We start from the raw sequence: 21,330 nt of genomic DNA, 5'->3' as shown, positions 1-21,330 counted from the left end.
AAGTATATAATTCCCTAAAAAATCACCACCGGGCAAGCCTTGCCCAATGGTGAAAATTAGTGAAAATGATTGTCTGAAAAGATTGATCAGTGATTGCCGCAGCCGCAGCCGCCGTCCTTGTGGTCGTGATCGTGGTCGCAAGTGCCGTCGCAGTCGCAGCTTTCCTTGTTGCAGTCGCCTCCGCAGGAGCAGGAGGACTGGGCGCTCATGGCACGCTGGCGGGCTTCTTCGATTTCTTCAGGAGTGGGGGCGCGGCCGAGGTCAATGGACATGCCCAGATAATGATTGATGGTGTTCAGGATTTCGTCAATGGTCTGGCGCGCTTCCAGGAAACCGCGGGCAGCGTCATTTTTGACCACGTTTTCACGCAGGGTATCGAACTTGGCGATTTCCTCTTCCGTCGGCGGCATGCCGGCCAGGTGCTTGTTGCGCAGTTCTTCGCCGTAGGCGTTCACTTCTTCAAAAAGCTTGGTTGCTTCCGGATTCTGGAAAAACAGGCCGATTTTAGCCTTGGAAGACACAACCTGGTCTTCCTTGGCAAGAAGGTTGCAAAGGGCTTCCGTAGCGGAACGCAGGTTGTCATTGAGAACGGGGGTATTCATATAAAATTCATTTAACCATGACTTTCAAGACAGGACAACCCGGTTGCGAGGCATCATGCGCTTTTTTATGTCAACCCGTGGGATGCTGTTTTTACTCACTTCGTTTAGGTAGACTCCGCTACAAGTAGTCAGCTTCCGCAACCCTTCCAGCGGTTCTGTGCAGCAAGGCCGGGATTTCCTTGTCTTCATATCCGGCCAGGTTAGGGTATTTTCTGACTTCCTGTGCCTTGGCCGGGAAGCAGGCCATCAATTTCCTAATGAATCCGCGTTCCTTGCTTTTGATGATGTACTGGGCGTTGTTGCTTCCCGCTCCGCGAGCGCTTGTGGTGTTGAACAGCCTGGTTTCCTGCTCGCCGGACATGTCGGAGGCGTAATCAATGAGCATGTCGGCGCAAATCTCCGTAGCTTTAAAAGTGTAGTCCACCTGGCTGTGGAATTATTTGATTACCAGCGCGGCGGCACTTAAATAAAGCCGCAGGGCTTCTTCTTTGTTCGGGAGTTTGCTGTTTTTGTCCGTCAGGGCGATGAACGGGATGCTGTTGGACATGAATTCTTTTACGGTGTGATCCAGATCAGTATGTTCGGAAACCCATTCGACATTGTTGTAGCCGCTGAGGTCAAGGAACGGTGCCTTGGCAATCATGTAACACAGAAAGAGTCCGTTCGTCAGTTCCTAGGGCGTGACGTCCTTCTTCCTGTAGCGTTTGGCTTCTTTCCGCATCTTGTCGGTCCCCTGGTAAAACAGGATAAGCTGGCCGCTGTCCAGCAGTTTCTGAAGTGGGAGGAGTTCCGGATTCTGCTTGTCCGGATTCCTGATAACGGAGGGGAGGGGGAGCCGTTCCTGGGGCGGAGAGGCTGAACAGGGAAAAGATAGCAGGAAAAGAACGTATGGCAGGAAGCAGAGGCAGGAATGGTTCATGGCGTTGTAAAAGGGGTTAGGGAAAAGTGGTAGAGTTGGCATGCAGGGCATTGGGCCTTATCAGCAGTTTACCCGGGGATATGCATGGGGGTGAATCCTTCCGGGTCTTCCGCCCGTCCCATGAGGGAAATATTGCTGAAGCTGATATTCAGGGGCAGAAAGGCGAATAACGGGAACGGTACTTATGATAGCCTGTCATGCATTCAAATGTCAATGAAGCCAAAAATATGTTGGTACTGTGTATTTAATTGCAGAGCGGCGGAATCGTATTTCCCGTTTGCAGCAAAAAGGACCGCCCCATGAAGGAGGCGGTCCTTGAAAAGTGGTAAATAGCTGGGTCAGCGCTTAGTGCGCCTTGCAGAATTCTTCAAAGCGGTCCAGCGCTTCCTTCAGGATGTCCAGCGTGGTGCAGTAGCTGATACGAATGCCCTTGTCATTGCCGAAGGCGATGCCGGGAACGGCGGCCACCTTGTAGCGTTCCAAGAGCTTGTCGCACAGGTTCAGGGAGGTGAGGCCCAGCTTGCTGGTGTCCACAAAGAAGTAGAAGGCGCCCTGGGGTTCCACGACGCTGACGTTCGGGATGGCGCTGAGGCGGGAATAGACGTACTGGCGGCGCATGTCGTATTCGTCGCGCATGTCGCTGATGAAGCTCTGGTCTCCGGTGAGGGCCTCAATGCCGCCGTACTGGGCGAAGGTGCAGACGTTGGACGTAGTGTGGTCCTGAATCATCTGGATGGCCTTGGCGATGGGAGCCGGGGCGGCGGAGTAGCCCAGGCGCCAGCCGGTCATGGCGTAGCCCTTGGAAAAGCCGTTGATGGTGATGGTCAGGTCGTACAGTTCCGGGCTGAGGGAGGCGATGCTGACGTGTTTGACATCCCCATACACGAGGTGTTCGTAGATTTCGTCCGCCAGAATGAGGATGTCCTCGCTCACGGCCACTTCGCCCAGGGCGCGCAGTTCCTCTTCGGAATAAACGGCTCCGGTCGGGTTGTTCGGCGTGGTGAGGATGACCATCTTGGTGCGGGGGGTCATGGCTTCTTCAAATTGTTCGGCCGTGAGCTTCCAGCCGTTTTCCGGCGTGGTTTCCACAATGACGGGAATACCGCCGCACATGCGGACCATTTCCGGATAACTGACCCAGTAGGGAGACGGGATGATGACTTCATCCCCTTCGGAGACAGTGGCCATGATGGCATTGAAGCAGGCGTGCTTGGCGCCCGCTCCCACTGTGATCTGGGAAGGATCGTATTCCAGGTTGTTTTCTCTCTTGAGCTTGTCGGCGATGGCCTGGCGCAGCGCAGGAAGGCCCGCGGAAGGGGTGTACTTGGTGGCGCCGTTGTTCAGGGCGGCGATGGCTGCCTGCTTGATGTTGTCGGGGGTGTCCATTTCCGGTTCACCGCCCGCCAGACCGTAAACTTCTTCACCGGCGGCTTTCATGGCCTTGGCACGGTTGGTCACCTTGAGAGTCAGGGAAGGGGTTAATGCAGCAATGCTGGGGGAAATCATGTCCATTGTGGTGAGATCGTAGATTTTTGAATGCCGGCGCGGAAAACAGGCTATTTTCCGCTTAAGCGGGAAAACTTTACTCACTGAGTGCTGCTCTGGCAAGGAGAATGCTTGCAAGGGCCATTCTTTTTCCTCTGCCGGGACGCACGGCCTTTCCGGATGGGAAATGCCGTGGTCAGCGTTTCATCAGTTTGGCCCGTACCGCATCAAGTTCCGGCGTTTTCAGCAGGAAGGCGGCCATCAGGTAAATGATGCCGGCGCTTCCGCAGACCAGGGAAATGCCCAGCACCCTTGCCGGGAAGGACCAGTCCAGGAAGCCCTGGAGGAACCATGTTTTTCCAGCCCAGCAGACCGCTCCCAGAAAGGCCGCCGCCGCCAGGATTTTCAGGAGGCCGGAAACCAGTGTCTTCCCGTCCATGCCGCCGAGCTGGCGGCGCAGGTAAAGAAAGTAGAAAAGGAAGTTGAATGTAGTGACCACGGAGGTGGTGAATGCCAGCCACGCCGCGTTTTTATGCAGCACATACACGAAGTAGTAATTGAGGCCGATGCTGATGGCCAGCGCCACGGCAGCGGCGATGAGGGGGACCCAGCGTTTTTCCAGAGCCAGGAAGACGGGCTGCACTACCTTGGTTCCGGCATAGCCCAGCAGGCCCAGGGAGTAGGCTCCCAGAACCTCTCCCGTGTAACGAACTGCATCCTGGCTGAAGCGCCCCCATTGATACACGGAGGAGACGAATTCCGTGCCCAGAATGTACAGGATCAGGAAGGCTGGAATGGCGAAGAACGCTACCAGCCGCAGCCCCCTGGCAATGTGGGCCGCCACTTCCTTCCTCCCGTTCCCCACCATCATGCGGGAGACGGCCGGGAGCACGACCATGCCTGTCGCCACGCCGAAAAGGCCGACGGGGAGTTGCCAGAGCCGGAATGCCGTGGTCAGCGCAGTGACGGACCCCTTTTGCAGGTTCAGTGCAAAGCCCGTATTGATGAAAATGGTGAACTGCGTGACGCCGGAGGCCAGCACGGAGGGCAGCATCAGCCCCCAGATTTTTTTGATTTTAGGGTCATTCCACTGGAAATTGGGCTTCCAGCGGAAACCCGTTCTGCGAAGTTTGGGAAGCTGCACGGCAATCTGGGCGATGCCCCCGAGCGTCACCCCGCAGGCAAAGCCGTACAGGGCCTTGGGACCGAAGGAGGGGTCAATGAACCAGCCGATAAGCAGGCCCAGCAGGATGGATGTGACGTTGAAGGCGGCGGAGGCCAGCATGGGCAGTCCGAAAACGCCCACCATGTTCAGCGCGCCCATCACCAGGGCGGACAGGGAGGCGAAGCCGATGAAGGGCCACATGATGCGGCTCAGGTCCGTGGCGAACAATTGATCCGTCACGGAATGGTTCCCGCTGTAAAGAGCTTCCATGATAGGGCCGGCAAACAGGATGCCCAGCGTGACGATGGCGACCATCAGGGTGGAAAGCTGGGTGGCCACCTTGTTGGTCAGTTCCCAGGCCGCGGCGTCCCCCTCTGCCTCCCGCGTCTTGGAGGCCACACTGGTGTAGGATTGGGAAAGGGCCCCTTCCGCGAACAGATCCCTGAGCAGGTTGGGAATGCGGAAGGCTGTGTAAAAGGCGTCCAGCACGCCCGTGGCGCCGAACAGGGAAGTGTACACGATTTCCCTTGCCATGCCGGTCAGGCGGCACGCGAAGATGGCGCCGGAGGCAATCAGGCTGTTCCGCATCAGGGACATGGCAAAAGATTACTTGAACAGCTGGCGGCAGTACGGTTCCACGCGCTTCATGTCCGGATGGCCCTTGACGGCCTGGTCCCGGTCGTCCCGGCAGGAGAACAGGTACAGGGCATAGCCGCCGTAGCCGCCGCCCAGGTATTTCTTCGCCAGGGCATTGGGGATGTCTGGAAGGGGGATCATGCCTTCGTCAAGCTGTACGCTGTAATACAGGGCCACGCCTGCGGCCAGGGTGTGGATGTTGTGTTCCAGAGCTCCCGTGCGGGCGATCAGAGAAGACTGAGCGATGCGCACGTAATCCCGGCATTCGTCCGCCATTTTCGGCGTATCATGTTCGGAACCTGTGTAGAGAATGGCCATCCTTCCCTCCAGGAAGTCTCCGGTGCCCTTCATGTCCAGCACGGGGGAACTCCCGGAGCGCCACACACACAGGCCCGTTTCCGCAATCACGGCGGGGTCTTGCCAGCCAACGCCCAGCGCCAGTTCGGAAGCTACGGGATCGCGCCCTTCCAGCATGGCCCACGCGCCGCTGCCGCCCAGGCCGGAACGCTTTTCATAGGGCCATTCGCAGAGGGAAACCATCGGGGTGATGGCGCAGTTGACCACATAGGCGTCTTTTCTGGCGTAGCGGGGAACGTCCAGCCATCCTCCGGCAAAATCCACCCGGAGCGGTACAGAGGACGGCGCCTTGATCCGGTTAACCAGCATGGTGGTGGAAACGGGGGTGAATTTGGGCGGCGTCTTGGGAAGAACCACGTACCGGGCTCCCACGCGCGAGCACAGTTCCTTCTTGACCGCGCCGTACAGATCGTCTTCTGTCACGGCCAGGATATCCGGTTTTTCCGCTAGGAATTCCTCCTCGAAGTCCAGCCCCTTCCTCATGCCCGTACCCAGGATGACCTTGTCCACCATCCGCAGGCTTTCCAGAAGAACCTTCTTGTGTTCGTCCGGAATGGAGGGCTTGCGCTGCTTGTGGTGCCAGAGCACGGGTTCCGAGGCAAAGGAAACAATCAGGTAGTCCCCTAGGGCGCGGGCTTCTTCAAAAAACTGGATGTGTCCAGCATGGACGATGTCATAGCAGCCTGAGACGAAAACTTTTTTCATGCACAATGTGGGTGGTATTAGATAATCAGCTGACGGCAGTATGCCTTATCCCTTTTCAAGATGCAAGAGCCGGGAAACAGCATATAAAAAAACGGCACGGACCGTTAAACGTCCGTACCGTTGAAAAAATCGGGATGTATGGGCCAGGTCAGGACTCCATGGCGTCCTTGTAGCGTCCTTCCACGTCATCCCAGTTGATGAGGCGGCAGAAATCTTCAATATAGTTGGCCCTGGCGTTCTGATGCTTCAGGTAATAGGCGTGTTCCCACACGTCGCAGACCAGAATGGGCACCAGGCCGGGAATTTCCACGTTCTGGTGCTTTTCCGCTCCGCAGATCACCAGTGTCTTGCTCATGGGGTCCACGCCAAGAATGCCCCATCCGGAACCTTCCACCCCCAGCGCTGCGGCCTTGAATTCCTTCATCATGCCGTCCAGGGAGCCGAATTTTTCCTTGATGGCGTCCATCAGCGGACCCTGGGGCTCCTTCTTGGGATCGGGAGTCATGTTGGTCCAGAAAATGGTATGGAGGACATGGCCGGAAACGTTGAAGGACAGGGAGCGTACCCAGTTGGTGGTGGCGGAGGCGTCCAGCTTGCCGTCTGCAATTTCCCGGAGCTTTTCCGCGGCAGCGTTCGCGCCGGCGACATAGGCCGCATGGTGCTTGTCATGGTGGATGCGCACCGTTTTCTCATCCATGAGGGGTTCAAGGGCATCGTAGGCATACGGAAGGGGAGGTAACACGTACTTGCCGTCGGCGTAACCGACCGTGGAGGAATTTTGCTTCTTAGTCATCTTGTGCTGTTGTTGTATGAATGGCCCTGTTGCCCGGGCCTGGCTGATCGTTCCCAATGCCGCCAGTGAGGAAAGCGCGAGAAAGTGCCTTCTTTTCATGTCCGCGCCATGGGAATTCATGGAAGTTTGGACATGAGTGGATTTGGAAGCGTTCAAAAAACTTTGCTCGGAATTATTTTTCCCCATTTTCAGCGGAAGCCTGCCGGAAAAGCCGCGACGGCTATCTTCTGGCCGCAGCCGCAGGTCCCTGCGCCCCGTACGCGCTCACGCCTCGCACGGCAACGGAACCGGCATCCCCCAGGAAGGATTTGGGCAGCGTTACGCGGGTCTGGCTGCCGGGCAGCAGGATGCGGGTGGACCACTGGTTGCCGTAGCGCGCCTGAATGGCCCATTTCCGGACGGGATTGCCAGAAGGCTGCCAGGAAAGAGTTACCGTGGAGCCATTGTCCGCCACCGTGAAATTCTGCGGCTGGCCGGGTGTTCCAGTGCCGCACCACGGCATGGCCGGGGGAACGGCCATGGAGGGGTACAGTTTGTTCAGGTAGCGCTGGATGCCCCCGGTGTTCCTCATGATGGACTTGACGCTCCAGAAACACTGCCCCGGCGCGTTGCGGGCCAGGGAGCGGGAGTAGTTGACCTGAGCGGCGATTTCGGAGGCGGGGCGTCCCGGATCTTCGCTGCTCATGATGCGCGCCGTGGCGATGCCGGGCCAGACCGGGCGCCGCGTGTTCTGGGCAGCCCACCACTGCATGAGGGCCGGAAAACTCTGCTTGGCCGGACTGCATCGCCAGTAAAGCTGCGGGGCCAGATAATCCACCCATCCCCTGGAAAGCCATTTGCGGGCGTCGCAGGCCAGGTGCTCGTAGGCATCCACTCCGGCTTCAATCCCGGCAGGCACGCCCGGGCGCCAGATGCCGAAGGGGCTGATGCCCACGCGCACCCACGGCTTGGAGGATTTGACGGATTTGTACATGTCATGCACGAAGTCGTCAATATAGGCCCGCCGCTGGGAAGGCGACTTGCCGTCGCTGAAGCTGCCGGGGGTCCAGCTTCTGCCCGGCGCGGGATAGGGGTAGAAGTAGTCGTCCAGATGGACTCCGTCGATGTCGTAGCGGCGCACGACGTCCAGGATGACTTTCATGGCGTGGTCGCGGGAAGCGGAGGCGCTGGGGTTCATCAGCAGCACGGAGCCGTTGCGCTTCATCAGGTCCGGCCGCGTCAGGGAAATGTGGTTGCGGCCCACGGCGTGGTTCACGTTCGCCTTGGCGCGGAAGGGGTTGAACCATGCGTGCAGTTCAATGCCGCGGCGGTGGGCCTCCTGAATGGCGAAGGCCAGGGGATCGTAGCCCGGGTTGACGCCGGGGCCGGAAAGCCACTGACTCCAGGGCTCCAGAGAGGAACGGTACAGGGCGTCCGCATTCGGTCGCACCTGGAGGAACACGGCATTCAGTTTCAACTGGGCGCAGGTGTTCAGGATATTTAGCAGTTCCGAGCGCTGGGCTGCGCCGGAGAGGCCGGCACGGGAGGGCCAGTCGATGTTGTGGACGGTGGAAATCCATGCGGCGCGGAATTCCTGTGGAGCGGCGGGCACGGTTTCTCCGGAGGGCTGCCAAGCCAGGGCCTGGACCGTCAGCGCAAGCAGGGAACAGGCCAGGCCGTGGAAAAAGGGGGATAAGGTCATGATCTGGTGGCGGGGATGCTGTGCGTTCATTTAACGCCCATCGGGCATGCCTGTCCATGACAGATACCGGCGGTTCCGTCATGGAACACGCGGCGGCTTTTCCGGTCACCGCATTCCGGAAGCGAGGCTGTTGATAAGGTGGGCATTGAATCCGGCACCGAAGCCGTTATCTATATTGACCACGGAAACGCCGTTGGCGCAGGAATTCATCATGGCCAGCAGCGTGGTCACGCCGCGGAAGTTGGCCCCGTACCCCACGCTGGTGGGTACCGCGATCACGGGCACCTTCACCAGGCCAGCCAGCACGCTGGGAAGCGCTCCCTCCATGCCCGCCACGGCTACTAGGACGGTGGCTTCCCGGATGGAATCCAGATGGGACACCAGGCGGTGAAGTCCCGCCACGCCGCAGTCCCGATAGCGGCATACCCGGCTTCCCAGGAATTCCGCCGTCAATGCGGCTTCTTCCGCCACCGCCTGGTCGGACGTGCCCGCGCTGACGATGCCGACAAAGCCAGCCGCCTGCGGCGCAGGAGAGGCGATGATGCGCATGAGGTGTGCCTCCGGATGCATGTCCGCCTCCGGGAAGGTCCCGGAAAGATGGAGCAGGGCGTCTTCATTCAGGCGAGTGGCCAGCACGTTCTGCCCCGCGGCCAGCAGGTTTCGGGCTATTTCTTCAATCTGGACGGGCGTTTTGCCCGCCCCGTAAATTACCTCCGGACATCCCGTGCGTTTCAGGCGGTCGTAGTCGATGTCCGTGTGGGAAAGAGCGGGGGATGCCGCGGCCCTGATTTTTTCCGCCGCCTCTTCCGTGGAAAGGCGGCCTTCCTCAAGCTGGCGCAGGATGGCGGTGATGTTGTTCATGACGGTTTGTTCATGCTTCCCCGGGAATATCCTTCCAGGTCCAGGGTGATATGTCGGAAACCCAGTTCGCGGAGACGGCTCACGACGGCTTCCGACAGGCCGTCCCGGCGGAACAGGACGAGCTCCGGGCCGGGAAGCTCAATGCGGGCCAGATCTTCTCCATGCATCCGGACGCGGCAGCCTTTCAGCCCCAGTGAACGCAGGAAGGTTTCCGCCTCATCCACGCGCCGCAGCAGGCTTTCCGTAACGGGACGGCCGTGTTCCAGGCGCGTCAGCAGGCACGCATAGGCCGGTTTTTCACTGATGCTTTCCGGCAGATTCAGGGAGCGCGCCAGAAGGCGTATGTCCGCCTTTCCCATTTTCGCTTCCAGAAAGGGGCTGACGACGCCGAGTTCCTCAAGGGCCTTGCGCCCCGGCCGGTAGTCGCCCAGATCGTCCATGTTGGACCCGTCCGCCATCCGGGGAAAACGGAGCTCTGCGGCCCGTTCGGTCAGGGAGGTAAACAGGGCGCGCTTGCATAGGTAGCAGCGCAGGGGGGGGATTGTCCGCAATCTCCGGAAGAATGGGAAAGGCCAGTCTTTCCTGCCTGACGCCCAGGCGGAGGCACAGGGCGGTGCTGTCCCGGAGTTCCTCCTGCATGACATAGGGCGTTTCCGCCGTCAGGGCCAGACAGCGGTCCGCTCCCAGAATATCGGCTGAAGCGGCCAGCAGCACGCTGCTGTCCAGCCCTCCGGACAGGGCGATGGCGATGCGCTCCAAGGGAAGCAGGACAGAGCGCAGCCGTTCAAACGGAATCTTTGAGGGACTCGTCATGGTCGTCACGATCGTCGTGGGGGAAAAGTCCCATCATCTGGCATTCTTCCAGAGGCAGGCCGGTCGCTTCCGCCAGGGCCTTGCAGTCCTCGAACTCTGCTTTCCGGTGGTGGGGGCGCCCGTTCATGAAGGAGGTTTTCACGCCTACCGTGCCGTGGCGGGTCTGTACGGCGGAGCATTCCCGGCGCAGGATGTGGCGGCACGCGTCATACTGGCGGATGCCCGGCGTACTGCTGTTCCGGAAAAAGGCGTTTCTGACCCGGTCCGCATGTTCGGGCAGGCACAACGCGCATATCTTGAATGCCAGGCGTCCCTTCTTCATGCAGATGGACTCCTGCCATGCGTCCAGTGCGCCGGCTTCCATCAGCTTTTCCGCCAGGTAGGCGGTCTGCTCCGGCGTCATGTCGTCTATATTGGCGCACAGCTCCGTCAGGCGTTCCGTGGCCGTATCCTGTTCCTCCGTTTCCACCAGCATTACCCGGAGAATGTTAGGGAGGGGCAGGCCTTCCCTGTGGCCGATTCCGTAGCCGGCGGCAGCAATGCGGCCGGAAAGCGGAGAAGGCGCGGGCTGTGCCACGGCGGCGATGTAAGCGGCTCCGGTAGGCGTGGTCGCCTCATGCGGCGTGCCGTTCAGGGTAGACTGGAAGTGGCGCGCGAGCTGCGCGGTAGCGGGCGCCGGAACGGGCATCAAACCGTGCTGGCAGGTGACACGGCCACCGCCCAGCTCCACGGGACCGGTAAAAACGGCATCCGCACGGAGCAGGTCCAGGCAGATGGCCGCGCCCACGATGTCGATGATGGAATCCACAGCGCCCACTTCATGGAAATGCACCTGGTCCGGCGTGGTGCCGTGCACGCGGGCCTCCGCCTCCGCCAGCAGGGAAAAAATGGAGAGAGCCGTCTTCTGTACGGCAGCCGGAAGTCCGCTTTCCGTGATGATGCGCCTGATATCCGCCATCGTGCGGTGATGGTGTTCGTGGCTGTGGCCGGAATGGCCGTGTTCCTGGGCAAGCACGTCAACCCGCGTGCCGTAAATGCCCGCCTGTCCGGCGCGCCGGCATTCCAATTTCCATTCCCCGTGAACGTTCAATCTGGACAATTCCCGTTTCAGAATATCCCGGTCCGCGCCCAAGTCGATCAGGGCGGCCAGATTCATGTCTCCGCTGATGCCTGCGCTGCAATCATAGACCAAGACTCTCATGACAAGGTAGTGTAAAAGGAAAATGCCCGTGCTCAAGGTCAAAATGAGCCTTATCGTTCATCGGTTTTCAGGGTTTCCGTGACGGCGTTTCGGAAAAATCCTGTCTGTTCATGCAAGGATATTCCGTGAAATACGTTGCTAGAGAACTCCAAATATGCAACAATTCCCCAGCGCTGACAGCGCTTTCCTCGTTCCCATATCATGTCCATTCCGTTCTTTTCGAAATTACGATCCCAGAAGCATTATCTCCAGTTGATCAAGCCGGAGTTGAAGCAGGTCTCCGAATTTGTGGAAGCTCAGGCAGCATGTTTTGATCCCGAAGTTACTGACTACATGGAAACCGTCTGCCAGTCAAAGGGCAAGATGCTTCGGCCCGCGCTGACTTTGCTGGTGGGCGGTGCCACGGGAGGAATCAAGCCGGAGCACATCCGCCTGGGCGCGCTGCTGGAAATGGTGCATCTGGCCTCCCTGGTGCATGACGACGTGATCGACGAGGCTGACAAGCGCCGGGATGAAGCCACGGCAAACGCCCTGTGGGGTAATAGTCTGGCAGTGCTGCTGGGAGATGTTCTCTTCTCCCACGCCATGGTGCTGGGCACGGAATTCGGCAGCACGGAATTCTGCCGCAAACTTGCGCAGACTGTCAGGAACGTCTGCCAGGGGGAAGTGGCGCAGTCAAGCCGGTTGTACGACCTGAGCATGACGCGCGAGGAATACTTTGAAATCATCCGCAAGAAGACCGCCTCCCTCTTCTCCGCCGCTACGGGCGGTGCGGGCTGGATCTCCGGCGTCTCTCCGGAAGTGGAGGAATCCCTTTACCAGCTTGGGGATCTTCTGGGCGTGGCGTACCAGATTTATGACGACTGCCTGGACATGGTGGGTGATGAAGATGATGCCGGCAAGACCCTTCATACGGACGCCGGAAAAGGCAAGCTCACCCTCCCCATTTTCAATCTGCTGGAATGCGGAGACAGGAACGTGGAAGCCACCCTGCGCGATGCCATTGAAAACCGGGAGGCGGTGGATTATTCCGAATTCCATGACAACCCCGTCTTTGCGGAATCCCTGGACAAGGCGATTCAGGTGGCCCTGGAGAAAAACGAGGCGGCCCGTGAAATCCTGTGGCTCCTCCCCCAGACAGAATACCGTGAGGCCCTGGCGGAGATGACCTTTTACATGGACGAATTGCTCAACGATTGCCGTATCTCCTGACCTTCGTTCCGGTATAACTGTTTCCGCAGTTTCCTGATCCGCTGCCTTTTATCACGGGAAAACGGTAGAAATACCTCGTTGCTCAGCAGGCGCAGCCTCTTCGTCCCGATGGAGCTTGTGGGGCAGCATAGTGATGATCATGTTCTGAAGAAACTGCACTTGGGAGGCGCGCTGTTCTGAGATTCCATTGGTTGCTGGGTAGGATAGTATTCTTGATTGCTGTCTCTGAGGGCGTTTATATCAAATAAACAGTTCCCCCCCAGTGCTTGGAGAGCAGTAGGGATTTTTCCTCTGTTACATATCCTGCAATAACGCACCAATGTGCATGCGGATCATCCGTATTCCGGACTCCGGTCCGGGGAAACCATAATGTTCCTTTTCATTGTTAACCTGGACCGGAACAAGGACGTACCCTCCCTGATTGATTGTGTCCCGGATGGTTTGTTCATGGAAGAGTTTGCAGGAGGATGAGCAGCTTTCCTGTTCTATCTCATTGATGAAATGGGCAAAGTCTCCAGGCTGGAAAACTTCTCCTTTGATGGTTAGTTTTTTCCCTTGAACCGTCTCCTAGAGAATATTTTTTTACCTGCGTGGAAAGGGTTTGTCTGTATATTCGGAACTCCCATTGAGGCAATTGAGCACGCAGGCCCCCGCATAAAAGCCGCACGAAGGACGGACCTGTCCTGGAATTTCTTCCTGATAGGTATTGGGAACGGTGCATGTGACGCCTCTTTCGCGAGAGGCCGGTGTAGCCTCAGTGATAAATTTGTTCTGTGTCATGTTTATTACCGGGATTTATGAAGCTGGTGAATGAAGATATACGGCTGGAGGAAAATTCCGGAAAGGATTGTTTGGGGAGAGGAAGCGTTCGGTTTTTAAAAGGCACCTAAACCATGTTGGAAAAGAACGTGGCGCTCAGTATCCGGGGTGCTATGGCTGCCTGGAAGGCTCGTTTGGAACTACACGGATGGGATCAGGTGGATAACGGATGGACAGGGGCAACGCTGTTTTGGAGGCGGCAGGGAGCATCTGGAATGTTTTTCCGCAAGGTATCAGACGGGCCTGTGTGCATGTGCGGGACGACTTGCAGGCAGTGGACTTTCATGCTAAAAGGCAGGGAAGAAAATTTTTCTCTTGTGTTTTGTTTCCCGGGAAACGGTGATTCCGGGCCATTGAAACAAGCACGGTGCGGCAATTCCCATCAACATGATATGACTGAAGACGAGACCTTTGAGAAAGTGGATTTCCATGAAATGGAACTGGATGATGAATACTATGATTGCGTATTCATCGCGTGTGATTTTTCAAAGCTGGTCATCCGGAATACCGATTTTGAGAAGTGCGAGTTCAGGGCGTGCAATTTCACGTTGGCCAGCTTCAAGGAAGCCTTCCGGGATGTTACCTTTGCCGACTGCAAAATGACTGGCGCGGACTTCACGGACATAGACAGGTTTTCGGACGGCCTGGTCTTTGAAAACTCGCATCTTGATTATGCCAGCTTTGTAGAGGCCAGGTTGCGGAAAACCGTTTTCCGCGGCTGCAAGATGTATGAGGGGTACTTTAATGACGCGGACATGGCGGAATCCGTTTTTGACCGCTGTGACCTGGAACGGGCTTCTTTCGTCGGGGCCAATTTGGAGAAAGCCGATTTTTCAACCTCTTTCAACTTTTCGATCAATCCCGCCATGTGCAAGCTGAAAAAGGCGGTCTTTTCCCGGCATGGGCTGGAAGGGCTGCTCGCCCATCTGGACATTGACATCAGGGGATAGGAGCGCGGTCACGGTTTAACTGGAATACGGAATAGGCCGTTATAGCGGGCAAAACAAGAGTGCGGGCATTCCCGTTTCAGGAATGCCCGCACCGTTTCAACGCAGGTTAGAATTTGGAATTCCGCTTCTTCACTTCCTCTACGAGCCTGGAAAGGGATTTTCCCTTGTTGCGCTTTTCATGTTCCGAAGCGGAAAAGTATTCCGCTTCCCGCCGGAGCTTCAGGTAGCTTTCATAAACCTCGCGGTCCAGCATTCCGGTGTTCACCGCTTCCAGGACGGCGCAGCCGGGTTCATGAATATGCCCGCAATCCTTGAAACGGCATGCCGCCGCGAAGTCGGAAATATCCAGCGCTTCTGCAAGAGAACCGGGCTGGCCGACCGCCAGGCCGAATTCTCGGACGCCCGGAGTGTCTATTAAAACGCCTGAGCCTTCCATTAACACCATTTCCCGGCGGGTGGACGTGTGCCGTCCTTTACCCGTGGAGGAGCTTATATGGGAGGTGGACAGGAGCGGTTTTCCGCACAGCGCATTCACCAGGGAACTTTTCCCGACGCCTGAAGAACCGACAAACACCACCGTTTCACCTTGCGGGATGGACTCCCGGAGCCGGAGAATCGTCCGGGGGTCATGAATGCTTGTAAAAAATACAGGCATCCGGCGCTCCAGGTGTGTGACCTGCTCTTCAATGCCTTGCCTGTCAAACCCTAGATCGGCCTTGTTCAGCACCAGTACGGGTTTGATCCCTTCTTCCAATATCTGGACCATGAAACGCTCGGCCCTGCGGATATTGAAATTATCATCCAGGCTCTGGACAATGAATGCCTTGTCCACGTAAGAGGCGATCGCCTGCCTGTCGGAAACCGTTCCGCTTTTCCTGCGGTACAGGGTCCGTTCATGGGGCAGTACATCGACGATGATCCCTTTCGTTTCATCAAAGGGCTGGAAAATCACCCAGTCGCCCGTGCAGGGCAGTTCAAAGGCTGATTGTTCATACATCATGTTTCCCCTTAATTCGCACTGGAACACTCCGTTTTCAGAGACGATCTCATAACACGTTCTGTGCACGATGGCGATGCGGCCATGGGGCAGGGCGCTGTACGCTGATTCCCGTTTGAGCCGGCCTAATTTGTCATTCCAGCCGTAAATTGTTAAATCAATCATTGTCCCGTCTTTTTTGCGATGTAAAACACGTAGCCGTAGAATTCCTTGTACCTGCGGTACAATTCCTCTTCATGGCGCAGGGATGCGACTAATTCCGCGGCGGCTTCATTTCCGGGATATTGATGGAGGAAGGCCTCCTGCACGGGAAGCTGCGGGGCGTAATAATGCTCCGTCCAGCAGCTTTCCGGCAGAATGAAGGAAGCGACAGGCACGTACCCGGCCCTCTGTATCTGGGCTATCTTATTGGGTATGGTGTCTATCTCCGGATACATGTCCATCCAGAAGCGGTGAATCTCTTCCGGACGTTCCGCGGTAAACCACGAGCTTTCGGAAACGGCCAGGTAGCCTCCCGGTTTCAGGAACTTGCGCCATTCGTTCAGCCCCCGTTCAAAGCCGATGTTGTAAATGGCCCCTTCCGACCAGATCAGGTCCAGTTCTTCTTCTGCAAAGGGCAGCTTGTCCATGGAACCGACGATGCCTTCTACCCTGTCCTGCAAGCCTGACTGCGTTGCCTGGCGGTTGAAGATGCGGATGAAATCCGGGAACAGGTCAAGCCCCGTAACGCTTCCCTGAACATGTGCGGCCAGCATCCTGGTCTGTCCGCCCGTGCCGCAGCCGAGGTCGGCGATGCGGGATTGTCCGGTCAGATTGTCAATGAAGCTGAGGGCCTTGAGGGTGGCCTCCGGGCTGCCGGGGCCCTGCCGTTCCAGGCGGGAAAAATAATCGCAGATGAAGTTAAAATCGAATTCGTGAATTGTTTTATTTTTGTTACTCATTAATTTAATGCATGTTGTATGCCATGAGGGCACAATGGTGCCGTCATCGTGGCAGGTAGATTAACGTTGAAATTCCTATAATACGGAACTTCCTCCCGGAAGGGATCATCCGGGAGCAAACAAAAAGGGGACAACCGGTGCGGAACGTACCGGTTGTTTACAAGACCGAGGCCGATTTAAATGAAGTATTAACCATGAAGCAAAGATATATCGTCTTGTGCCGGACTGGAAATGCGCTGCCGATCAGGTTGTTTCAGAAGCGGTTTTTCCGGTAAGGCGGGGAACAGAGGCAAATGCCCGCTCGCCTCATATCTTTTCTGTAATTTGTATTTCCAATACTTTCCCGAAAGTATGCCCGCTGACAGGATGGGCGGGCCGTGTCCTGATTTCGCACAGTCCGGCTGTCTTTTTCAAGATATTATTGCGTCCGCTGTTCCCCGGAGCCGGGAAAACCCCGTCATTTCCCGCGCGGCGGGATGCTTCCCTCTATTCCGTTTTCCCGTACCTGCGGGCCCGGAAGGAGTAGGCCACCGCCACCACGGCGGCCAGTATGGCGTACAGGATGAAGCGGTCCGTGGAAATGGCGTTGGCGGATTCTCCGTTGGACAGGAAGAAGGTGATGGCGGCCACCAGCATGTTGCCTGCAAAGATGGTGAGGTTCCAGAAGCTGGTGATGACGCTTTTCAAATGCAGCGGAGCCTGCGTGTAGGCGAATTCGAGGCCGGTGGTGCTGAGCAGGATCTCGGAAATGGTGAGCACGCAGTAGGGGATCAACTGCCACGCGATGGACATGGAGGCGCCTCCCTCCAGCCTGTATTGCAGGAAAGCGACAATCAGGAACGTCACGGAGCTCAAGGCCAGCCCCGTTCCGAGACGCACCAGGGGCCGCGCCAGCGTCACCACCTTCGGATAGACAAATACGGTGATCAGTGGAATGAACACCATCACGAAAATGGGATTGGCCGCCTGGATTTGAGCCGGCCCGATAAACCAGTCTCCGCCGCCCGGGAGCGGGATGGAAAGGGGGATCATCCTGCTGCCCTGGGCCACCCAGGAGGAGGCCGTCTGTTCAAAGATGGACCAGAAGGGAATGATGAAGACAAAGATGGAGAGGATTTTCAGGATATGCCGGGCATCCTCCACGGAGGCTGGACCGCACCGTTGTTCGGCATTCTTCCAGCCCCCGTGGAACAGGACGATGAAGAGCACTTTCCAGAAGCCGGCGCGGCCGTTGTTGCGTTCAGGCGGCGTTCTGTGGTACTTCTTGCGGCCCAGCCAGAAGACGAAGGTGGCAATGCCCATGAAAATGCCCGGAACGGCAAACGCCCAGCTGTATCCGTAATGCTGTTCCATGGCCGGAATAACCAGGAAGGAGAAGAAGGAGCCCAGGTTGATGGCCCAGTAAAAGGCATTAAAGGCCTTGGTCATCAGCTGCGGGGATTTGTTCGGAATCTGGTCCCCCATGAAGGCGGAGACGCAGGGCTTGATGCCTCCCGCGCCCAGCGCAATGATGAACAGGCCCGCCATCAAGATGTAACGGCGCGCTTCAATGGTGTGGAAGAGGTCCGCCGTGGCCAGGACGCCGTGCCCTACGCAGTAAAGCAGGGAAATGTAAAGAATGGTCTTGTATCGGCCCCATACCTTGTCCGCCAGCCATGCGCCCGCCAAGGGGAGCAGATAGACCATTCCCGCGAAGACGTGGAGGGTGGCGGTGGCCCAGTTTTCACTCATCAGTAGGTGGCCCGTCATGTACAGCATGAGGATGGATTTCATGCCGTAGAAGCTGAAACGTTCGCAGGCTTCCGTGCCGATGATGAACCTGGACTGGGAGGGAAGGGCGTTCATGGGGGAAAGGGGTGGTTGTCAGAAAGTGCCGGAAAGGGCAATAAAAATGATGGCCCCTGGAAGAGGGCCATCATGAAAACGGTGCCGGGATGCCATGCGCCGCGCGCAGGCCGAGGCTGAATGCGAAACGGCGGCAGTCATGACCGGGAAGGTTAGCGCTGCTGATTGGCAATGGGGGCTATTTCCACCTTGTACTTGGCAATGCAGGCTTTCAGCCAGTCCATCATCAGCATGGCCCTGGCTTGGGTTGAAAGGACGGGAGCATATTGCTGCGTGGCCTTAATCTGGAATTCAGGCGTATCTTCCAGTTCTCGCTTGACCAGCTGGACCAGGAGGATTCCGTCTCCAGTATCGATGGGCTGGGCCATTTTCCCGGGATTGACGAGGGCGCTGGCTCCGAAAACTTCCAGAGGAACGGGGAGTTCCTTGGGGGGAGCCAGGCGGGAGCTCATGGCCTTGTCCATGATGGCCTGGAATTCTTCCGGGCTCTTCGCGTTCTGGCTGTAGATGTTGTTGAGGAGGATATTCGGATTGATGAATGGGCCGTAAATGGCGGTTTTCGCCCCTGCCTTGGAGGCAATGGCATTGAATTGTTCAATGGCGTCCGGGGCCTTGTCCAGTTCCGCCCTGAGTTCGGAGGCTGCCTTGTTCAGGGATTCCTCGGTAATGGTGTCCAGCAGGTCCGCCCGCGCGCTGTTGCGCGCCAGTTCGTAAGGCAGGGCTTTCACGGGGGTAATGCCTTCCAGCTTCACCAGAACCACCTGTCCGTCTTCCAGAACCTGCATGGTGCTGATCTGTTCGGCTCCGGCCTTGGAGCGCGCTTCTTCAATGGCCTTGGCATCTGCATCCGCATGCAGGGGCGCTGCGCCGGTCAGGGAAAAGACCACATCCAGAAGAGTGGCGCTTCGTCCATCGGAAGCGGACTGGTTGATGGGACGGTTGATTTCTTCCGGAGCGTTCTTGCGGGTAACGGCCGCATAGGTTTTTTTCTCCATCTTGCACACGTTGGGAGTCTTGGACAGGGCTTCTCCGATGACTTGGTCCATGTTTCTTCCGTTGGTGGCGTTCAGGGGTTCCCATATGTCGTTTTCCACCAGGTTCATGGTTTCCATGGTGGCGTTGGAAATGTCGCCGGGCTTGGGAGCCTTGGCGTCTCCTTCCGGCGTGAAGGTGTATACGGTGAAGAAGCGGGCTTCCTCATTCTTGTAATTCTCCTTGTGCTTGTCCCAGAATGTCTTGATTTCCTCTTCACCGGGATCCGTCTTGGGGCGGAAGGCGTTCTTTTCCAGGAAGGCGGTGTTTACCGTGATCTGCTGGTTTTCGGATTCCGCCACGGCCTGGGCAAAATTGGATTCCACGGCAATGCCGCCGGCCACGACGTCCTGAATGCGCACCAGGCTCATGGTGTCCCCCATCAGGCCGCGCAGGATTTCTTCCTGGAGCTTCTTGCCCTGATTGCCGCGCATGGAAATGAAATCGTCATACTTCTTGGGGTCGAACACGCCCTTGTCATTCAGAAATTCCGGGATGTTGCAGATGGCCTCGTCAATCTCCGCATTGCTGGGGGTGAGGCCCAGGCGTTCCGCCTCCCGGCGGATGATGCCGCGGTAGGCCAGAAAGGCGGCATTGGGATCACTGGTCTTCAGCAGGTAGCAGATATTCCGCAAATCCTGTTCCGTGGCAAAGTTGTTCTGAACCAGGGGGCCGAAGCTGGAGGAAAAGGAATAGGCCATGCTGAGGCCCGTGTGGCCCATATTGACGTAATCCTTCTCTCCGTAGGACTTCCCGTCCACGGTTACGAAAGTCTGCTTGAACATGCCGGACAGGGAACCGCCGCTTACGTCCCCACCGATGAACATGAGGCCCACGAACACCAGGGCCATGGCCGCCATGATGACGATTGTATGTTTGCGTAAAAAATCTAACATGGAATATGATGTTGAATATGCGTGTGTCACCGGTCCCGGACTGACGGCAGTCTGGACAGCCCGGACCTTTTACACCTTTTCATACGTGTAGGCAAGTACGAAGCTTTCCGCTTCCGGCGGCTTTTCCAAAACATTGCGGCATGCGCTTTCCTGTCATGAAGAATGTTCCCGGCGTGGGCAGAACAGTATTTGACCTAGACGGTAGTGCAAATACGCCGTATGCTCTCCGTGCACAGGCGCTGCCGGGCGGCCCAGAGCCGTCCTGCCGCTGTTTTCCGCGGAGCGCGGAGCGTGTCCGCAGCCGGACGGCCTTTTAAACGCAAGGATTTATGTTGAACCAGGTAGTAGAACTCAAAAGAGAAGTGACGGCGGTGCAAATCCCCAGCGGGGATGTGCTTACCCTGCCGGAGGGGGAGCGCGTGTACATCACCCAGATTCTGGGAGGCACCTATACCGTGGCTACAGACTACGGCCTGGCCCGCATTTCCAGGGAAGACGCGGACGCGCTGGGCGCCGAGCCCGTGGAAAATTCCCCGGAAACGACCGGTCTGGACGAGAACGCCACGCTTGAGGAACGCGTCTGGGACACGCTCAAATGCATTTACGACCCGGAAATCCCCGTGGACATTGTGGACCTGGGCCTGATTTACGATGTAACCGTGACGGAATTGGAAAACGGCCTGCATCACGTGGCCGTGAAAATGACCCTCACTGCCCCCGGCTGCGGCATGGGCCCCCATCTGGTGATGGAGGCCAAGGACCGCATTGAAGCCCTGGAAGGCGTGGAAGCCGCGGATGTGGACATGGTCTGGGATCCCCCCTGGAACCAGGAAATGGTGAGCGAGGAAGGGAAAATGAAACTCGGACTGATTTGACCCCATGCCGGTGACTCTGAAATTATCCGACGAAGAGGCGCGGCATCTGGCGGAAATGCTTTCTACCGCCGCCGCCGTAGCCGCCGCCAACCAGCAGGATGGTGCGGAGGGAAGCCTGGTGGCGTGGGGAAAGCTCATCTCCCGCCTGATGGAGAACTTGTCGGAAACACCCAGGCTGAAAGGCTGCATTGCTTACGCGGAGGATCTGGGTGCCTATGCCTTCACTCGGGAATATGAGGAAAACGCCTTTTACCAGGACTGCCTGGACGAATACCGGGACAACATTTTCTGGGCAGACCTGGTGACGCGCATGGCGGACAAGGCCATCAGCGAACACCTGGGGCCGGAATACTTTGAAAACATGTCCGAGGAAGAGCGCCGCCATACCGCGGAAGCCCTGGAAAAATCCCTGTGGCAGGAATGCGCCAGATACGGCATTGATCGCCTGGGCTTCATCCTGCCTCCTTCAGACGGGTAAAGCTGCCTTTTTTCCCGTTAGAAGAAGAGGGCGTCTCACATATGTGAAAAGCCCTCTTTTGCGAATC

General features: G+C 57.5%; 21 protein-coding genes. 4 read left to right on the top strand and 17 right to left on the bottom strand.

The window, feature by feature from the left end:
- Nucleotides 1–86: 86 nt before the first annotated feature.
- The 13 genes from V3C20_RS00805 to larC all read right to left on the bottom strand — a co-directional run bounded on the left by V3C20_RS00805 (nucleotide 87) and on the right by larC (nucleotide 11,218).
- Complete coding sequence (locus V3C20_RS00805; RefSeq protein ID WP_130083384.1) at nucleotides 87–602, bottom strand: YlbF family regulator; 516 nt, start codon at nucleotides 600–602, stop codon at nucleotides 87–89.
- Nucleotides 603–720: 118 nt separating this feature from the next.
- Nucleotides 721–1,026, bottom strand: a complete 306-nt coding sequence (locus V3C20_RS00800; RefSeq protein WP_130083385.1) for a hypothetical protein — start codon at nucleotides 1,024–1,026, stop codon at nucleotides 721–723.
- 12 nt (nucleotides 1,027–1,038) lie between these two features.
- Nucleotides 1,039–1,245 (bottom strand): hypothetical protein, encoded by a 207-nt coding sequence (locus V3C20_RS00795; protein ID WP_130083386.1) that lies wholly within the window; start codon nucleotides 1,243–1,245, stop codon nucleotides 1,039–1,041.
- A 30-nt stretch (nucleotides 1,246–1,275) separates the two neighbouring features.
- Entirely contained in the window at nucleotides 1,276–1,521 is a 246-nt protein-coding gene (locus V3C20_RS00790; protein WP_149873771.1) for a hypothetical protein, read from the bottom strand.
- Nucleotides 1,522–1,866: 345 nt separating this feature from the next.
- Nucleotides 1,867–3,033 carry a pyridoxal phosphate-dependent aminotransferase gene (locus V3C20_RS00785; protein ID WP_130083388.1) on the bottom strand — a complete coding sequence of 389 codons (1,167 nt, stop codon included), beginning with the start codon at nucleotides 3,031–3,033 and terminating at the stop codon, nucleotides 1,867–1,869.
- Nucleotides 3,034–3,202: 169 nt separating this feature from the next.
- Nucleotides 3,203–4,768 carry a murein biosynthesis integral membrane protein MurJ gene (gene murJ, locus V3C20_RS00780; protein WP_130083389.1) on the bottom strand — a complete coding sequence of 522 codons (1,566 nt, stop codon included), beginning with the start codon at nucleotides 4,766–4,768 and terminating at the stop codon, nucleotides 3,203–3,205.
- 9 nt (nucleotides 4,769–4,777) lie between these two features.
- Entirely contained in the window at nucleotides 4,778–5,869 is a 1,092-nt protein-coding gene (locus V3C20_RS00775; protein ID WP_130083390.1) for an adenylyltransferase/cytidyltransferase family protein, read from the bottom strand.
- A gap of 148 nt (nucleotides 5,870–6,017) precedes the next feature.
- Nucleotides 6,018–6,662 carry a superoxide dismutase gene (locus V3C20_RS00770; protein WP_130083391.1) on the bottom strand — a complete coding sequence of 215 codons (645 nt, stop codon included), beginning with the start codon at nucleotides 6,660–6,662 and terminating at the stop codon, nucleotides 6,018–6,020.
- Nucleotides 6,663–6,882: 220 nt separating this feature from the next.
- Nucleotides 6,883–8,343 (bottom strand): family 10 glycosylhydrolase, encoded by a 1,461-nt coding sequence (locus V3C20_RS00765; RefSeq protein WP_130083530.1) that lies wholly within the window; start codon nucleotides 8,341–8,343, stop codon nucleotides 6,883–6,885.
- 105 nt (nucleotides 8,344–8,448) lie between these two features.
- Nucleotides 8,449–9,204 (bottom strand): nickel pincer cofactor biosynthesis protein LarB, encoded by a 756-nt coding sequence (gene larB / locus V3C20_RS00760; protein ID WP_130083392.1) that lies wholly within the window; start codon nucleotides 9,202–9,204, stop codon nucleotides 8,449–8,451.
- On the bottom strand, nucleotides 9,201–9,662 hold the full coding sequence (locus tag V3C20_RS00755) for a hypothetical protein (RefSeq protein ID WP_330935406.1): 462 nt from the start codon (nucleotides 9,660–9,662) through the stop codon (nucleotides 9,201–9,203). Before V3C20_RS00755 ends, larB begins: the two co-directional genes overlap by 4 nt.
- Nucleotides 9,601–10,017, bottom strand: a complete 417-nt coding sequence (locus V3C20_RS00750) for a hypothetical protein (RefSeq protein ID WP_330935405.1) — start codon at nucleotides 10,015–10,017, stop codon at nucleotides 9,601–9,603. Before V3C20_RS00750 ends, V3C20_RS00755 begins: the two co-directional genes overlap by 62 nt.
- A complete protein-coding gene (gene larC, locus V3C20_RS00745) occupies nucleotides 9,989–11,218 on the bottom strand; it encodes a nickel pincer cofactor biosynthesis protein LarC (protein WP_130083394.1) in 1,230 nt (409 codons plus the stop codon). The genes V3C20_RS00750 and larC overlap by 29 nt, the downstream gene beginning before the upstream one ends.
- 201 nt (nucleotides 11,219–11,419) lie before the next feature.
- Here larC and V3C20_RS00740 point away from each other — a divergent pair, with 201 nt between their 5' ends.
- Both V3C20_RS00740 and V3C20_RS00735 read left to right on the top strand, forming a co-directional pair.
- A complete protein-coding gene (locus V3C20_RS00740; protein ID WP_067571620.1) occupies nucleotides 11,420–12,430 on the top strand; it encodes a polyprenyl synthetase family protein in 1,011 nt (336 codons plus the stop codon).
- Between the two features lie 1,211 nt (nucleotides 12,431–13,641).
- Entirely contained in the window at nucleotides 13,642–14,199 is a 558-nt protein-coding gene (locus V3C20_RS00735; protein WP_130083395.1) for a pentapeptide repeat-containing protein, read from the top strand.
- A gap of 106 nt (nucleotides 14,200–14,305) precedes the next feature.
- Here V3C20_RS00735 and rsgA read toward each other — a convergent pair whose 3' ends face one another.
- From rsgA to V3C20_RS00715, 4 genes are all read right to left on the bottom strand, one after another.
- A complete protein-coding gene (gene rsgA, locus V3C20_RS00730) occupies nucleotides 14,306–15,361 on the bottom strand; it encodes a ribosome small subunit-dependent GTPase A (RefSeq protein ID WP_130083396.1) in 1,056 nt (351 codons plus the stop codon).
- Entirely contained in the window at nucleotides 15,358–16,137 is a 780-nt protein-coding gene (locus V3C20_RS00725) for a class I SAM-dependent methyltransferase (RefSeq protein WP_130083397.1), read from the bottom strand. The genes rsgA and V3C20_RS00725 overlap by 4 nt, the downstream gene beginning before the upstream one ends.
- Before the next feature lie 486 nt (nucleotides 16,138–16,623).
- Nucleotides 16,624–17,982 (bottom strand): MFS transporter, encoded by a 1,359-nt coding sequence (locus V3C20_RS00720; protein ID WP_130083398.1) that lies wholly within the window; start codon nucleotides 17,980–17,982, stop codon nucleotides 16,624–16,626.
- 152 nt (nucleotides 17,983–18,134) lie between these two features.
- Nucleotides 18,135–19,910, bottom strand: a complete 1,776-nt coding sequence (locus V3C20_RS00715) for a SurA N-terminal domain-containing protein (protein ID WP_130083399.1) — start codon at nucleotides 19,908–19,910, stop codon at nucleotides 18,135–18,137.
- 329 nt (nucleotides 19,911–20,239) lie between these two features.
- Here V3C20_RS00715 and sufT point away from each other — a divergent pair, with 329 nt between their 5' ends.
- Nucleotides 20,240–20,785 (top strand): putative Fe-S cluster assembly protein SufT, encoded by a 546-nt coding sequence (gene sufT, locus V3C20_RS00710; protein WP_130083400.1) that lies wholly within the window; start codon nucleotides 20,240–20,242, stop codon nucleotides 20,783–20,785.
- Between the two features lie 4 nt (nucleotides 20,786–20,789).
- A complete protein-coding gene (locus tag V3C20_RS00705) occupies nucleotides 20,790–21,263 on the top strand; it encodes a hypothetical protein (RefSeq protein WP_130083401.1) in 474 nt (157 codons plus the stop codon).
- The last annotated feature ends 67 nt before the right edge of the window (nucleotides 21,264–21,330 follow it).

It is taken from the genome of Akkermansia sp. RCC_12PD (assembly GCF_036417355.1).
Classification (GTDB): Bacteria; Verrucomicrobiota; Verrucomicrobiia; order Verrucomicrobiales; family Akkermansiaceae; genus Akkermansia.
This window is presented reverse-complemented; position numbering and strand designations above follow the sequence as displayed.